The sequence below is a fragment of the Roseburia porci genome, assembly GCF_009695765.1.
In the GTDB taxonomy this organism is placed as follows: domain Bacteria; phylum Bacillota; class Clostridia; order Lachnospirales; family Lachnospiraceae; genus Roseburia; species Roseburia porci.
In genome coordinates, this window is sequence record NZ_VUNI01000022.1 from 15,104 (window position 1) to 30,986 (window position 15,883).

At 43.1% G+C, this 15,883-nt stretch carries 14 protein-coding genes; 3 read left to right on the forward strand and 11 right to left on the reverse strand.

What is annotated here, in order from left to right; all coding sequences use genetic code 11:
* Nucleotides 1-180 precede the first annotated feature (180 nt).
* Entirely contained in the window at nucleotides 181-1,146 is a 966-nt protein-coding gene (gene tig, locus FYJ75_RS11485; RefSeq protein ID WP_154430592.1) for a trigger factor, read from the forward strand.
* 79 nt (nucleotides 1,147-1,225) lie between these two features.
* Here the strand turns inward: tig and FYJ75_RS11490 are convergent, their stop codons facing one another.
* The 8 genes from FYJ75_RS11490 to FYJ75_RS11525 all read right to left on the reverse strand — a co-directional run bounded on the left by FYJ75_RS11490 (nucleotide 1,226) and on the right by FYJ75_RS11525 (nucleotide 10,475).
* Nucleotides 1,226-2,617: an ABC transporter substrate-binding protein gene (locus FYJ75_RS11490; protein ID WP_154430593.1), complete on the reverse strand. Its 1,392-nt coding sequence runs from the start codon at nucleotides 2,615-2,617 to the stop codon at nucleotides 1,226-1,228.
* Nucleotides 2,618-2,699: 82 nt separating this feature from the next.
* A complete protein-coding gene (locus FYJ75_RS11495; protein ID WP_235907094.1) occupies nucleotides 2,700-3,539 on the reverse strand; it encodes a carbohydrate ABC transporter permease in 840 nt (279 codons plus the stop codon).
* Nucleotides 3,540-3,616: 77 nt separating this feature from the next.
* Nucleotides 3,617-4,489, reverse strand: coding sequence for a carbohydrate ABC transporter permease (locus FYJ75_RS11500; protein WP_154430594.1), 873 nt, complete (start codon nucleotides 4,487-4,489; stop codon nucleotides 3,617-3,619).
* Nucleotides 4,476-5,675, reverse strand: a complete 1,200-nt coding sequence (locus FYJ75_RS11505; RefSeq protein ID WP_154430595.1) for an ABC transporter ATP-binding protein — start codon at nucleotides 5,673-5,675, stop codon at nucleotides 4,476-4,478. Before FYJ75_RS11505 ends, FYJ75_RS11500 begins: the two co-directional genes overlap by 14 nt.
* Nucleotides 5,676-5,937: 262 nt before the next feature.
* Nucleotides 5,938-6,198, reverse strand: a complete 261-nt coding sequence (locus tag FYJ75_RS11510) for a hypothetical protein (RefSeq protein WP_154430596.1) — start codon at nucleotides 6,196-6,198, stop codon at nucleotides 5,938-5,940.
* Between the two features lie 100 nt (nucleotides 6,199-6,298).
* Nucleotides 6,299-6,946 (reverse strand): HAD family hydrolase, encoded by a 648-nt coding sequence (locus FYJ75_RS11515; protein ID WP_154430597.1) that lies wholly within the window; start codon nucleotides 6,944-6,946, stop codon nucleotides 6,299-6,301.
* A gap of 42 nt (nucleotides 6,947-6,988) precedes the next feature.
* Complete coding sequence (locus FYJ75_RS11520) at nucleotides 6,989-8,932, reverse strand: LTA synthase family protein (protein WP_154430598.1); 1,944 nt, start codon at nucleotides 8,930-8,932, stop codon at nucleotides 6,989-6,991.
* A 136-nt stretch (nucleotides 8,933-9,068) separates the two neighbouring features.
* Nucleotides 9,069-10,475: a radical SAM protein gene (locus FYJ75_RS11525; RefSeq protein ID WP_154430599.1), complete on the reverse strand. Its 1,407-nt coding sequence runs from the start codon at nucleotides 10,473-10,475 to the stop codon at nucleotides 9,069-9,071.
* Between the two features lie 326 nt (nucleotides 10,476-10,801).
* Here FYJ75_RS11525 and FYJ75_RS11530 point away from each other — a divergent pair, with 326 nt between their 5' ends.
* On the forward strand, nucleotides 10,802-11,761 hold the full coding sequence (locus tag FYJ75_RS11530) for a zinc dependent phospholipase C family protein (RefSeq protein ID WP_195839001.1): 960 nt from the start codon (nucleotides 10,802-10,804) through the stop codon (nucleotides 11,759-11,761).
* Between the two features lie 59 nt (nucleotides 11,762-11,820).
* Here the strand turns inward: FYJ75_RS11530 and FYJ75_RS11535 are convergent, their stop codons facing one another.
* Together FYJ75_RS11535 and FYJ75_RS11540 are read right to left on the reverse strand one after the other, a co-directional pair.
* The gene (locus FYJ75_RS11535; protein ID WP_154430601.1) at nucleotides 11,821-12,753 is read right to left on the reverse strand and encodes a D-2-hydroxyacid dehydrogenase; all 933 of its coding nucleotides are present in this window, start codon (nucleotides 12,751-12,753) and stop codon (nucleotides 11,821-11,823) included.
* Nucleotides 12,754-12,777: 24 nt separating this feature from the next.
* The gene (locus FYJ75_RS11540; protein WP_154430602.1) at nucleotides 12,778-13,824 is read right to left on the reverse strand and encodes an aldose epimerase family protein; all 1,047 of its coding nucleotides are present in this window, start codon (nucleotides 13,822-13,824) and stop codon (nucleotides 12,778-12,780) included.
* Nucleotides 13,825-14,025: 201 nt separating this feature from the next.
* Between FYJ75_RS11540 and FYJ75_RS11545 the strand changes: the two genes are divergently transcribed.
* Nucleotides 14,026-14,586: a hypothetical protein gene (locus tag FYJ75_RS11545; protein ID WP_154430603.1), complete on the forward strand. Its 561-nt coding sequence runs from the start codon at nucleotides 14,026-14,028 to the stop codon at nucleotides 14,584-14,586.
* Nucleotides 14,587-14,616: 30 nt separating this feature from the next.
* On the opposite strand, the gene FYJ75_RS11550 is transcribed toward FYJ75_RS11545, so the two are convergent.
* Nucleotides 14,617-15,858 carry an alanyl-tRNA editing protein gene (locus FYJ75_RS11550; RefSeq protein WP_328596935.1) on the reverse strand — a complete coding sequence of 414 codons (1,242 nt, stop codon included), beginning with the start codon at nucleotides 15,856-15,858 and terminating at the stop codon, nucleotides 14,617-14,619.
* Nucleotides 15,859-15,883 lie beyond the last annotated feature (25 nt).

The following is a 15,883-nucleotide window of genomic DNA, read 5'->3' on the forward strand; positions in this document are numbered from 1 at the left end:
TTCGTTACATTTTACAATATTTTTACTCTGTATTCTATCATTTTTAAATTGCATTCTCCTGGTAAAACATCATGCGAAATCCTTGCACCGGCCCCATTTTTCCTGTATACTACACCCATATCTTTCTATAGACGATCCCGTTTAACGGAATCGAAATAATTCAGGAAATGAGGACAGATTATGGATATTTTATTAGGTCAGTATAAAGGACTGAAAGCAACCATCCCATTTATTTCATACACAGAGGATGATGTAAATTCACAGATTGCTTCCCTGCTTGCAGGCAACCCTGCACGCGTGGAGAAAGACGGTGCTGTAGAAATGGGTGACACCGCGGTCATCGACTACGAAGGTTTCAAGGACGATGTTCCATTTGAAGGCGGAAAAGCCGAGAAATACCCGCTTGGAATCGGTTCCGGTTCATTTATTCCGGGCTTTGAAGAGCAGATTGTCGGAATGAAAGTCGGTGAAAGCCGCGACATCAACCTTTCCTTCCCAGAACAGTATCATGCTCCGGATCTTGCTGGAAAAGCCGTTGTGTTCAAAGTAAAACTTCACCAGATCTACAACGAGAAACCAGCTGAACTCAATGATGAGTTCGTTGTTTCCTTAAATATTCCGGAAGTGAATACTGTAGACGGATTAAAAGATCATATCAAAGAATACCTCGATTATCAGGTTCAGATGAAAAAAGACGATGCTGCGCGCGAACAGATCTATGATCAGGTTCTTGCAAACTGCTCCTGCCTTCTTGCTCCGGCTGCAATCGAAGCAGCAATCGATATGCAGATGAAGCAGATGGCTGCCCAGCTTGCCCAGCAGGGAATTCCTTTCGAGCAGTATCTTCAGATGATGGGTAAGACCAAAGAGTCTTTCCGCGAAGAAGTAAAACCTCATGCAGCAAAACAGGCAAAGCTTGAGGCCATTCTCGATGAGATCATCAAAGCAGAAAAACTTACCGTATCCGATGAAGAAATCGATGCACAGTATGAACTGATCGCTCAGAATTACGGTCAGCCGATCGATGTGGTAAAACAGGTGCTTCCAAAAGCACAGTTAAAACTGGATCTTCTTCACATGAAAGCTTCCCAGCTGATCATGGATGCTGCGGAAATCATTATGGAAGAAGAAAAAGCAGAAGCTTAATCTCCTGCTTTTTTACATGCAAAAACGGATAGAAGCGTTCCTGCCTCTATCCGTTTTTTATGATTGATTCTAAAATCTTTTACTGGTTCAGATCGTTGTAATCTTTGATTGCAGCATTGATCTGATCTGCCATCGCATCTACCGCTGCCTGTGGATCCTGTTTCCCATTGATCATGTTCTCGATCTCTGTTTCTACGATCTGTCTTGCCTCAGGGAATACAGAAAGAAGTGCTCCCGCATATTCCGGTGCAGAATCATGAAGCTGATCGATTGCAGTCTGGAACTGTGGATATTTCTGCATGTTTTCTTTATAAACATCTTCATTTGCAGCATCTGTTGTAACCGGGAAGTATCCAGTCTGTGCATTCCAGTATGCCTGGGATTCAGCAGATACTAAAAACTGTACGAATTTCCATGTAGCTGCTTCTTTTACTTCATCGTTGTTATTCAAAGCCCACAGAGATGCTCCACCGATGGATACACCACCTTTGTCCCCGTCATGTACGCTTGGGAAATATGCAGTACCAACTTCGAAGCTTCCATTTACATCCTGTAAAATCTGTTTCAAAGATGCAGTAGAACCAAGTGTCATAGCTGATTTACCGGCTGTAAAGTCAGATAATCCGGAATCACTTCCACGTCCGACATTTGGAGCAATTCCTGCATCATTTAACTCTTTCCATACAGTCAGTGTCTGCAGTGCTGATCCGTTTTTGTCAAAATCAACTGCAGTTGCAACATCTTCACGTCCGTTTCCGTTGTTTACATATGCTGCCCCCTGTTTGCATGTGAACTGCTCAAAGAACCAGCCGTACATTCCAAGTGAGATTGCTTCTCCTGCGCCGCCTTTGTTGACAAGGTCATCTGCAACATCCTTCATGCCCTCTAACGATGTTGGAACCTCGGAAATGCCAGCTTTATCAAACATATCCTTATTGTAGTAAAGAATTGGTGTAGATGAGTTAAACGGCATAGAATATAAGGTATCATCTACGGTATAGTAAGCAGCGATATTTGGCTCAATCTTGCTGATGTCATAGCCATCTGCATCGATCAGATCCTGCATTGGAACTGCCCAGCCGGAATCGATCATAAAACGTGTTCCGATATCATAGATCTGTACCAGATCTGCACCCATGTTACCGATCTGTGCACTTTTTAATTTATTGATCGTGTCGTCATATTCACCCTGATACTGTGCATCTACTGTAATTCCGTATTCATTTTCTTTATTAAATTTGTCGACTAAAGCCTGTAATGCTTCTCCATTGACACCACCCATGGAATGCCAGAATGTGATTGTTGTTCCATCCAGTTTGGAATCGTCTACGGAAGCGATTGCACTTGCTTCACTGCTTCCACTGTCTGAAGTGGTTGTTCCATCCTGGGAATTTCCAGAACTTCCGCATCCTGCGAACATGGTTGCAGCCATTGCTGCGGTCAATAATACAGAAACAAATCTCTTTTTCATCTCTTTTTATCTCCTCTTTTCTAATTTTGTCAAGGGCCGATTGCCTTGCTGAGATGTAATATATGTAAACTCCGTCTGTCGTCTAACCTTTGACAGCTCCGGAGAACATACCACGGATCAACTGTTTTTGTCCGATAATAAAAATGGATATAGATGGAATAATAATCATTACAACACCTGCGATCATCATTGTGATGGACTGCGCATCAATGCTGTTTAACATACTGATACCGATCTGTACGGTACGCATTTCATTGGAGCCGTTAACCAGAAGCGGCCACATATACATATTCCATGCATTGATAAAGGTGTATACAACCATGGCTCCAATGCCGGATTTGGTCAGAGGCATCAGGATCGTCAGAATGAAACGAAGGTTGGAGCATCCATCCAGCATCGCAGCCTCATATAACGCTTTTGGAAAACTCATATAAAACTGACGGAACAAAAAGATTCCCATTGCCGAAGTCAGATAAGGAATGATCAGTACACGGTAAGAATTCAGCCATCCCCAGCTGCTCACGGTCAGATAATTGGATATGATCGTTGCTTCTCCCGGGATCATCATGGTCGCCATAACAATCATAAACAGGACATTTTTTCCCTTAAATTCAAGGAATGAAAAGGAAAATGCCGCAAGGGAACAGGAGATCACCTGTCCGAATGTGATGAGCCCTGCAACCAGAAATGAATTTAATACGAAACGAACTAACGGTACTTTGGTCAGTGCTTCACGAAAATTGTCAAGTGTCGGATGTGTCGGAATCAGATTCATGCTCATCGTATACAGATCGGAGGAAGGCATAAATGCGATACTTACGGCATACAAAAGCGGAAGCAGAATAAATAGTGCGACTACCGTATTGACTGCCACCAGAAGAATTTTCTTTGCTGTCTTTTTGCGCTTTCCCGGTGCACTCATCACCGCGTGAAGTCTTTTTAATTCCTCCGCGCTCATCTCGAGCCCGTTTTTTTCTCTCACATCAATTACTATGTCACTCATGAATACGATACTCCCTTCTTTTCCAGCTTAAACATGATCAGTGTCAAAACCATAATGATTGCAAATAAGACAACGGACTGTGCGGCTGCACTTCCGAACCGGTAATTGAAAAATGCATCACGATAAATGGAATACACGATCAGGTTTGTGCTCTCTCCAGGTCCGCCCTGTGTCAGGATCTTCACCTGTCCAAAAGACTGGAATGCCTGGATAATGTTTACAACTACAGTATAAAACAGGATCGGGCTAAGCCCCGGAAGTGTCAGCTTATAAAACATCTGAAAACTGTTTGCTCCATCTACGGCAGCCCTTTCGTAAATTGTTTCATCAATATTGCTGAGTCCTGCGGAAAAATACAGGAAATTGATTCCGCTGTTCAGCCATGCAGTCAGCACTGCCACACTAATCAGTGCATATTTCGGATCCTGAATCCAGTTAATGTCCAGTTTGAGCAGCTTGTTGATAATTCCGATGGTCGGATCAAGCATAATACGGAAGATCATCGCTGCAGAGCTGGATGCGATAGCCATCGGAAGCGCATAAGCAGTGGAAAAAACGCGGATTCCCGGAAATGCTTTGTTACACAGCAGAGCTCCGAGCAATCCAAGCAGCATGCTGCCAACTACAACGATCACAACGAATTCAACCGTAACAAACAGGCTGTTGTAAAACGACGGCGATGTAAGCAGATCCTTATAATTTCCAAGTCCGACGAAAAGCTTTGCCTGTCCCATCTTATTGGTCTTATACAGGCTCAGATAAATTGTCTTAAAAAACGGATAAAACAGAAATAATCCGAAAACAAGAAGACTTGGAATCAGATATGCATACGGGCTGATACTGCGAACCGATATTTTATACTTCTTCATAATCACTTACTCCTTTTTGTGCCAGTTTTTCCCCATGTGCGAAAATGCTGGCTTCTGTATTTTTATTAAAAAGATGGATCTTATCCAGTTTCATGCAAATCTCGATCACATCGCCTCTTGCGACTTCGTCATCTGCAGAAATATCTGCCACACATTTGACACCTTCCCACATGAAATAAACCAGTCTGTCAGAGCCCAGCAGTTCGCTGGAAAGTACCTTCACCGGGAATGCCTGGCTTACATTTTCTTTCTGTCCGCCTGCATTTTTCTTCAAGATGAAATCTCCAGGCCGGATACCAAGTGTAACTTCCTGGCCTTCATAATGAAACCGTTTCAGTATAGCGGTCTGATTGTCATTCAGCTTCAGTTCCAGCACATTGGAAGCATTCGATGCTTCCACGCCATCTCCTGCACTCTCAATGGCAATTCCCGAAGCATCCGAAAGCACATCCGCATCTACAAAATTCATGGAAGGGGAACCAATGAAGCCTGCGACAAACCTGCTTGCCGGATGATCATACAGATTCTGTGGCGTATCCACCTGCTGAATAACACCTTCTTTCAGTACAACAATCCTTGTTCCAAGTGTCATTGCCTCGGTCTGATCATGTGTGACATAAATAAATGTTGTATTCAGTCTGTTATATAATCCTGCGATCTCTACCCGCATCTGTGTACGCATTTTTGCATCCAGATTCGATAACGGTTCATCCATCAAAAATGCATTTGGCTCTCTTAAGATCGCACTTCCGATTGCTACACGCTGTTTCTGTCCACCGGACAACTGCGCCGGTCTGCGGTCTAACAGCTGCTCGAGTCCCAGCATACGTGCAGTCTCGGTAACCCGTTTTTTGATCTCCTTTTTCGGTACCTTACGGATTGCCAGTGAAAATGCCAGGTTATCGTAAATCGACATATGCGGATATAATGCATAATTCTGAAATACCATGGAAACATTTCGTTTTCCCGGGTCTTCGTAATTCATCAGTTTTCCGTTCATCCATAATTCTCCGCTCGTGATCTCTTCCAGACCGGCGATCATACGAAGCACCGTGGATTTTCCACATCCCGAAGGTCCTACAAAAACAATAAATTCTTTTTCACCGATATCCAGATTGAAATCCTTTACTGCCAGGTCTGTTCCCTGATAGGATTTACAAATATGGTTCAGTCTTATCTGCGACATTTACGCATCCTCCTTACTTGTCACATCGGCAAATCCACACTGTCCTGCCTCTGTGAACCTGTTGCGCTTTCGTTCTGCACAACATCTAGTTCAAGATTTTAGGAACCAAATGTAAAGGTCACAATCCTGTTCCGGTAAAATGACTGTAAAAATTTCGTAATCCAGATTCTCTGTAAACACAATATAATTATTAAATGCACCGTCAAAAAAAGAAGCGGTCTCCGTAGAAACCACTTCTTTTACCGGTTTATTCAGTTGTACTTTATCCCTGAAAGCTGTTTGACGCGATACGGTCGATCAGCTGTGTCATTTCTTCTTTTTCTGCTACAGTGCGGCTTTCATCTATGACCTTTTTGCGCTGTTCCACCGTCATATTGCAGAAGTTACTCATCGCTTTTCCGTTCATTGCCATGGAAAATGCGAGTCCCTCCGGCATTTCCAGATCCATCTCATCCAGCTTGTTCATGCCGTCTGTCGGGTCTGCTTTGATCTGTTCGTTCTGTGCAATGATTTTCTCATCCATATGCCATCCTCCTGGTATCTTCTTAATCTTTTTCATAATCGAATTGCCATTCTTTCTGAATTTCACATGTCTCTCATAGGATGTGGCATATTTCTTTGATTTATTCACTCACAAGATTCAAAATCTCTGCCGGTGTATTTACCAGATGCATTGCACCGTGCTCCAGCAAAAATTCCGTATCGCGGAACCCCCAGGTAACTGAAATGCATGGAAGACCGCAGTTTTCGGCGGTCTTTATGTCCACATCGGAGTCTCCGACATAAACAGCCTCATCCTTTGTAACTCCCAGTTCTTCCATCGCTTTGAACACCATATCCGGTGCTGGTTTCTTCGGAACAGCCTCACTCTCTCCAAGTGCAGCATCCATCATTCCGGAAAAATAATCGTTATTCAGGATCTTTACCGCCGGGTCCATTTTATTGGATACGATCGCAATCTTGATGCCGCGTTTCTTTAAATCCCCTAAAAGCTCCCAGATTCCAGGATAAAGCTTTGTATTCTCTTTACAATGCGCCGCATAATATTCGCGGAAATACTGATAGCTACTGTCAAATTCCGGATTATTTTCTCCTCCTGGAATTGCACGTTCCATCAGTTTTTTCACACCATTTCCAACAAACATACGCACATCATCAATACTGTGAACCGGCATATTTGCATGTATAAGAGCCGCATTCACGGCATTTGCCAGATCCTCCAGCGTATCTAAAAGTGTTCCGTCTAAATCAAAAATAACTGCTTTGACCATTTGTTTTTCTCCTGATAATTACTTTGCATTTTCGCGCCCGAATCATTTGTAATACGGGAAGAACAGATCACTCCGGTTCTTCTTGTCAAACATCGAGTTATATTGCAGAATGTTATAATTTTTGATCCATTCTGCTTCCTCACCCTCGGCCTCATCCAGATGCAGGAATGCTCCCTCCGATTTGGAATAATAGCCTCTGGAGTTGATTGCAGGTACTTCTTCCATCATATCTGCCAGGAACTGATTATATGCAGGAAGGGCGATGCCGGCCTGCTCCAATGCCATGGTAGACAGGAAATCCAGACTTGTAATATCCACTGTTTTTTCCGTTGAATCATAGTTGGTCCAGATAAAAAACGGAACCTTATACAGATCCTCAAGTTCTTCCATCGTCAGATTGGACAGACCTTTTCCATTCATCATCTCATAAAATGCGGAATTCAGACTTGGCTGATGATCTCCGAAAAATACGATTTCCACCGGATCATCCACATGTTCAAAGTACGTGATCAGGTTCTGGATTGCCTTGTCACTTTCATGCACCAGTGACAGATACTGGTTCACATCCGTGTAGGAACGTCCTGTCTTATAGATCTCCTCCGGGAAATTGCTGTAAGTATCTGTATAACCGCCATGGTTCTGCATTGTGATTCCCATGATAAAAAGATTCTCATTGGAAGCCTTGCTCTCATAACGGTCAATGATCTTATTGTACATTTCCTGATCGGTAATATACTCACGGATAATGTTATTCTGATCAAAATCGTCGATAAAATGTGTCTCATCAAATCCCAGTTTCGGATAAACCTGATTCCTGCTCCACCCAGTCTCATAGTATGGATGCATTGCAACGCAGGTATAGCCGATATCCTTTAAGGTTGTTACGATAGACGCCGGTGTATTATTGATATACTGCTGATATACTACCGATCCACTCGGCAAAAATGCCATGGAATTGCCCGTCATAAATTCCCACTCCGAATTCGGTGTCTTCGCACCAAAAACAGAGGATAACGCATATCCCTTCACCGTATTCTCCTGCATGGAATCCATAAATGGTGTCAGTTCTTCATTTGTTTTTAAATCGCCAAGCACGCTTAAGTCAGCGAAAGATTCATTCATGATTGCAATGATCGTCGGCTTTTTCGTAAGTCCGTAATCTCCGGAATACGAACTGCCATTTCCAGAATACTCTTTCTCCAGCTCTGCCACAGCATCCGCAGAATATCCGTCCGGTGCGGACACAAAGCTGTCACGGACGCCCAGCACAAAGTTTAAAATATAACCGTTCCGATATGTTCCCTTCTGTTCCCATGTTTCCGTATTCACATACATGCTGTTTGTCGCAACACACATGGTCATCACCGCGCCAAGCAGTACACTGACTACTGACATGCCGATTCGTGAACGGAATGACACATGGCATTTTCGTATGAGTGCGATCAGAAGGATCGATCCCAGGATCGCATACGCACCTCTGTCATGAATCCCGAACTGATAATTGCCGGCAACGCTAAGACCGGTTCCGATCGAACGGATATCGCTGAACGTAAACTCATTCTGCCGGAACAGATATACAAAATAATCCACAAAACCGAAACTTAACATCGAAATATGTGCGATGATACAGGTCAGTCCCGTGTTATTCGTAAACAACTGGATCACCAGGTAAAAAATCGCAATGCAAAGTACATTTAAAAATAATTTTTCATCGGAAGTCCGCATAAATACATCCGGCTCTAAGATCACATACTGGATCATAAACATGGTCACGGTACTGCATCCACCGATCAGAATCACGGACCACAGCCACGGGAGCTTTGGAGAAAGTTCGATGTCCAGACTTTTTAAAAGATAATAAGCTGCGCCAAATACCGGAATGATCCACAGCGCAATTCCTGCCATAAAATACATTGCTGCTGCAAAGCATAGAGCTGCAAGCAGACGAATGTTATTTTTTTTATCATATTGTAATCTGATTTTCATTCTTTACTCATCCTTTACACAAAACATAAGGTAACAATACACCCAAATGCATTCCAATTACAAGAGGTTTTTATAAAACAAAAGAGACGTACACCCTTCGATGTACGTCCCCCCGTATCCAGCATTCGTCTGTAAATTACTGCTGCTGATATTTCTTGAAGTTCTGGTAACCCTTTGCAACATGTGGATGCTCTGCCCATAATTTGTCTGCAGTCTCTTTCCACTCATTTGCGTAGTCCACGCATTTGCCGCAAAGATGTTCTACTGGCTCTGCTTCCTCTACGTCTGTAGAATGTGCGCCTGTCTCATGAACCATCTTCTGAAGAATCTCCGGATTCTCAAGCATTGGACATGGTCTTAACATATTGTCATTGAATGGCTGATTATCTCTGTATGCCATGAATAATGGCTGTTTCAGACATTCTAATAATGATTTCTCGCGGATATTTGCACCTGAGTAATGAATAAATACGCAAGGCTCAACATCTCCCTTTGGATTGATGTGGCAGTAGTTACGTCCACCAGCGATACATCCTCCAACGAACTCACCATCATTCTGGAAGTCCATAACGAAGATCTCTTTTCCACCTTCCATTGCACGAACTTCTCTGATTCTGTGGTAAATATACTCACGCTGTTCTTTTGTCGGCATCAGCTCTGGTGTAGCTTTCATACCAACTGGCATCAGATGGAAGTACCATGCGAAACGGCTTCCGTGCTCGATCAGAAGATCAAAGAACTCATCAGATGTAACAGAATCCATGTTCTTGCTTGTGTAGCATACACTGTTACCGAAGATCAGTCCATTCTCATGAAGAAGATCCATTGCATGAAGTACTTTGCCGTATACACCTTCACCACGACGGAAATCATTTGCATCTTCGAATCCCTCGAGTGAGATGGATAATGATAAGTTACCAACACGTTTCATATCATCACAAAGCTTCTGATCAACAAGTGTACCATTGGTGTAGCAATGGAATGCACAATCATTATGTTTCTCGCAAAGTTTGATGATATCTGCTTTACGTACAAGTGGTTCTCCACCTGTCATCATATAGAAGTATACACCGAGCTCTTTACCCTGTGTAACGATACTGTCTAATTCTTCGAATGAAAGGTTTAATCTGTTACCATACTCAGCTGCCCAGCATCCTTTACAATGTAAGTTACATGCTGAAGTAGGGTCCATCAGAATCAGCCATGGAATATTGCACTGTTCCTGAACTCTCATTTTACGGATCTGCTTGGTTCCTGCAAATGCAGCCTGATAACCAAGATTCAATGCTGTCATTTTTGCTACATGAGGATCAGTCTCTGCTAATAATCTCTTCACATATTTCATCCATTTTGCATCCGGGTTCTGGATCATCTTCTTTGCGCCTTCATAAGCATCTGCTCTAAAGTTGTCACCCATAAACTTTTTGGTAAGCTCAACAATATTTAATAATGCTTTATCCGGATCTTTATTTAAACTCTTTAATACTGCGTCAATTGCCACACTAAATGCTTTTCTTTCTGCGGCATCTTTTAATCCTGCCATATGACTTAATCCTCCGTTTTCATAACATTTTCGACTCTACGTAGAAGTATATTGTAAACTTTCCTGTTTTTACATATCCAAACCCAATTTCATGTATGACTCAAATATACATTTTCTCGAATTTGTCTACGAAAACAACCTACGCAAGAGGTGCTATGTAGTTTTTATTACTACGTCACATTATATCACTATACTCATTGATGTCAACAAACTTTTCTCAATTACTGTATAGAAATTCTCATCGGAATGACTGGAAATTTTCGGAACAGCCACTATAATAGGATATAGAAAAAAAAACAAGTATTATGTCTATTGGAGGCTATAACATGCCAGGTTTTACTACACATTATCTATTTGGAGCAGATGCGTACAAACGAATTTCCAATCGCACAGTATGCCAGAACTTATATAAGAACCACAGTGCGTTTGGACTTGGACTGCAGGGACCGGATGTCTTCTTCTATTATCTGCCGTCCTATCTGCTGCACCGGGATAATCTCGGAGCGATCGCACACAGCCAGAAAACGGGACTTTTCTTTACCAATCTTCTGGAGAGCCGCACGATGTTTGCCGGTCACAAACGTTTGCTGGCAATTGCAGATGCATATCTGATCGGTTTTCTTGGGCACTACACACTGGATTGCACCGCGCATCCTTATATCTATGCACTGACCCGTTATACTCCGGCCAATCCGCCGAAAGAGATCAATTACTTCGGGCAGCACGCCTATCTTGAAACAGAGCTCGATGGCACACTGCTTCAGTTGAAAAAGCATAAACTGCCATCTCGCTTCCACCAGAATTCCACGATCCATCTGAATGCACTGCAAAAAAGCGTAATCGCAAGAATGCTTACGTATGCTTACCGCAATACGTATCCGGATCTTATGATCCACGAATGGATGATGTATGGAGCCTTCTTCTGGATGAGCACGGGAACACGGCTGATCCGCGATCCTTACGGTCAGAAAAAGGTTCTGGCACGTTTTATAGAACGGATTTTCATCGGACATGCATTCCTTTCTCCGATGATTCCAAGCGACCATCACCATTTTGTTGCGGATCCAATGAATCTTGCCCATAAGACCTGGACACATCCATGGACCAAAGAGATTTCGAACTCTTCCTTTCCTGATCTCTACGCCCAGGCCGGTCAGCTTTATGACCGCCGTATCCGTCACTATGAAAAAATGATAAACCGCGGCTTTACCCGTGAAGACCGCCGCAGATTCTGCCATGAATACGGCAACCGTTCTTTCCTGAGCGGTCTGTCTCTGGCCAACTGAAAAAGGCAGCATATCGTGCTCTCCACGCATGATATGCTGCCTTTTTGAACTTCTCTCTATTATTTAAAATATTCTTTGATCTGACCGTATATAATCTTCATCAGATTGGTTCTGGCCTCGACACTTGCCCAGCCAATATGCGGCGTGATCAGAAGTTTCTCACTGTCTTTGATATTCCGGAGCGGATTGTCCGGGCTCATTGGCTCTTCTCTCAGAACATCCAGTCCAGCTGCTGCGATCGTACCATGATTTAATGCATCTGCGAGTGCATCCTCGCATACAATCGGTCCTCTTCCGACATTTAAGAAAATCGCATTTGATTTCATCTTCGAAAATGCTTCGGCGTTCATCAGATCCTTTGTATTTTCATCTAACGGTGCATGTACGGATACGATATCCGACTGTGAAAGCAGTTCATCAAATGAGACCTGCTCATATCCAGGCTGTGCATTTCTTCCGGATGTGGAATAGTAGATCACATGGCATCCAAAGGCTTTTGCAATGTCCGCTACTTTTCTTCCAATATTGCCAAGACCGATAATTCCCCACGTCATATCCGCAATCTGGTGAAAATGCTTTGCAAAATGAGTAAAACTCGTATCGCCCATATAATGCTCATCTTTCACATATGCATCATAATAAGGAAGTTTCTCCAACAGATAAAACAGCATCGCAAACGTATGCTGTGCCACAGATTCTGTGGAATATCCCGCAACATTTCTCCATGCGATTCCTCTTTGATCCAGATATGCTTTGTCCAGATTATTTGTACCTGTGGCAGTCACACAGACAAGCTTCAGATGCTTTGCCTGACCAACAGACTGCTCATTGATCTCTACCTTATTAATGATCAGAACATCCGCATCTTTTGCACGTTCCGGTGCCTCTTTTGCTGAAGTATAATCATATTTTACGACTTCACCAAGTTCTTCAAATATTGACAGATCGATGTCTTCCCCGATCGATTTTGCATCCAGAAAAACAATTTTCATCCCTTCATCATCCTCCCTGTGTTGTTATGCATCAACAGAAAATGCATATACGGTTGTGGAATCATACGGCTGTCCTGCATCAAATACCGGCGATGCAAAATTCGGCTCATTGACCGCATTCGGATAGTACTGTGTCTCTAAACAGAATGCGGAATTCTGTACATATACAGCGCCCTTTTTACCATGCTGTCCGCCGACAAAATTAGCCGTGTACAACTGCACACCTGGAAGATCCGTGTATACATCCATGCGGATCCCACTTTCGCTGCAATATGCAGACGCAATCTTTTCAACGCCATCCTTTGTTTTGTCGATTGCAAAGTTATGATCGTATCCGTTTGCAAAAATCAGCTGCTCATGGGATGCCTTTATATCCTGTCCGATCGGTTTTTCTTTCCGGAAATCAAATGGTGTACCTTCTACGGAAGCAATCTCTCCGGTCGGAATGGATTTGGAATCCTTCATCGGTGTGTAATGGGAAGCTGCGATCTGAAGTGTCTGATCCAGCACATTGCCATTTTCCTGTCCGGCAAGGTTGAAATAACTGTGGTTTGTCATATTGATTACCGTCTTTTGATCGGAAACAATATGATACGTAATCTTAAATTCATTCTGCTCTGTCACCTCATAGGTCACATGCATCTGGCAGTTTCCCGGGAAACCCTGTTCCATATCTTTGCTGGTGTATCCAAATGTGATCTTTGTATCGGTATATTCTTCCACATCCCACATTTTCACACTGACTCCGTTCGAACCGCTGTGAAGATTGTTTTCATTGTCATTCTTCTCCAGCTCATATTCCACACCGTCAATGGTAACCTTTGCATTTGCAATTCGATTGGCATTTCTTCCGACCGTAGCGCCAAAATAACATTCTGCGCGCTCATAGCTTGCCAGATCATCATATCCTAAAATAACATCACGCTCTGTTCCATTTTTGTCCTTCACAAATATGGAGACAACGGTTGCGCCAAAATCTGTTGCGATCAGGCGGACACCTCTGCCATTGCCGATCTCATATGTAGATGCAGCGCATCCGTTCTTCGTTGTACCAAAACTGGTTTTTCTCATATTGATCCTCCTAATAAGCCCCCGCATACATTTTGCATGCTCTCATTCCTTATTATTCTACTTCTTTTCCAAATATAAGTAAATAAAATTCGTTTTATACCGATATATAAAACAGAATATGACTATTCAGAACCACTGAGAATCAGAATATATGTGGCGGTTCTGAATAATTACGATAGAATTACGAAAAGAGGTATCCGCATGAGTACAGTTGCATCAACAGGAATGAGCCTTTCGCAGAATTATTATCTGCGCAGCTATTATCAGAACAACCAGAAAATGTTTAAGTCTTCCACCCGTAAAGAGACTTCCAATTCCCGTCTTTCTTACGAGGACGGACTTGCACTCCGTCGTGCAGCGCGCAATCTTCAGTCCTTTGAATATTCGGAAAACGACAACGGAGAGAATATCTGTAACAGTATCCTTGCTTTTATCGATACCTATAACAATACATTAAAGTCCGGAGGTGCATCTTCCTCTTCCGATGTCAACCGGTATGCACGCCAGCTGAAACAGCTCTCACACAAATATTCCGATGATCTTTCCTCACTTGGAATTACGGTTAATACCGACGGAACCATGACCGCCAACAAGAACCTGCTTGGCAAATCCAGTGCTTCCGATGTCGGTAAAGTCTTCGGAAAAGAATCGGATTTTACAAAAAAGACGGAACAGTATGCACGCAAAATGGAATCCAAATCTTCCGACTCACTGTATACAGCACTCACCGGTTCCGGTTCCAATATTGATTTTCAGGCATAAAAAGCTGTGGCCGATGCCACAGCTTTTTATTTACACTTCAAGTATATCATCTAAAACTCTCTGGATTGCAGCTTTATCAGCTTTTACGGAGCCTTGCACCATAACGTTGCTTCCGCCGCCACGTGCTTCAAGTTTATTCTTCAGCGCAGCTGCAATCAGACGACAGTCTGCATTCTGGCTTCCGATAATGAAATTGTATCCGCTTTCATCATCTCCAACGAAAAGAGCACTTACTCTTTTGTATTTTTCCACAAGTTTATTTACAACAGCGCGCATGATCGGAGTATCCAGATCCTGTTCAAACAATACGGCATTATCGATATCTGTCGGAAGTGCAGCGATCTTATAATCCATAAGCTCCTGCTTTGCCTCTGCAAGCTGTGTCTTATAGTTCTGGCTGTTATTCTTTAATTTCACAACGTTATCAACAAGCGCTTCCTGATTGGTACTAAACTGTGTCATGAGCTCTGTGATGATCTCAGCTTTCTGACGGAAGGCTTCGAGTGCACGGAACCCGCATAAAATGCTGATACGCACACCACCTTTATAGTTTTGCATGCTCATAACTTTTAACATTCCGATCTCACCGGTGTGTTTTACGTGCGGAGCACAGCAGGCGCAGACATCATATCCCGGAATTGTTACGATACGTACCTGTCCTTCAATCTCGATCTTACTGCGGTAATCGAGATCCTTTAACTCTTCTTTGGATGGGTAGGTTACCTCAACCGGAAGATTCTTCGCAATGGCAAGATTGACTTCATCCTCAATATCATTCAGTTCCTCTGCCGGAATCACACCATTAAAATCCATGGTCACAACGGAATCACTCAGATGGAATCCTACATTGTCGTATCCGAAACGGTTATGTACAATTCCGGAAAAGATATGCTCTCCCGTATGCTGCTGCATGTTATAAAACCGATGCTGCCAGTCGACCTTTCCTTTCACTTTTGTGCCGACAGCGATTGGCTCGTCCATCGTATGACGGATTACCTGATCCCTGATCTGTACATCGCGGACTTCCATATCATTTATCGTTCCCATATCCGGGCTCTGACCGCCCTCCTCCGGGAAAAATAAGGTCTGATCCAAAATGACCTCATAGCTTTTTTTGTCTTTTCCGGTGATCTCTTCGCAGGCAACTACCTCTGCCTCAAATTCTGTCTCATAGGCATTCTGATCATATAAGCGAATCGTCTCTTTTGCCTCCATATTGTGCCTCCCTTTCGCAACTTTCTTATATGAATTATCCCACGAATCCGCATGCACGTCAACTTTATGCTTTTTCAAACAG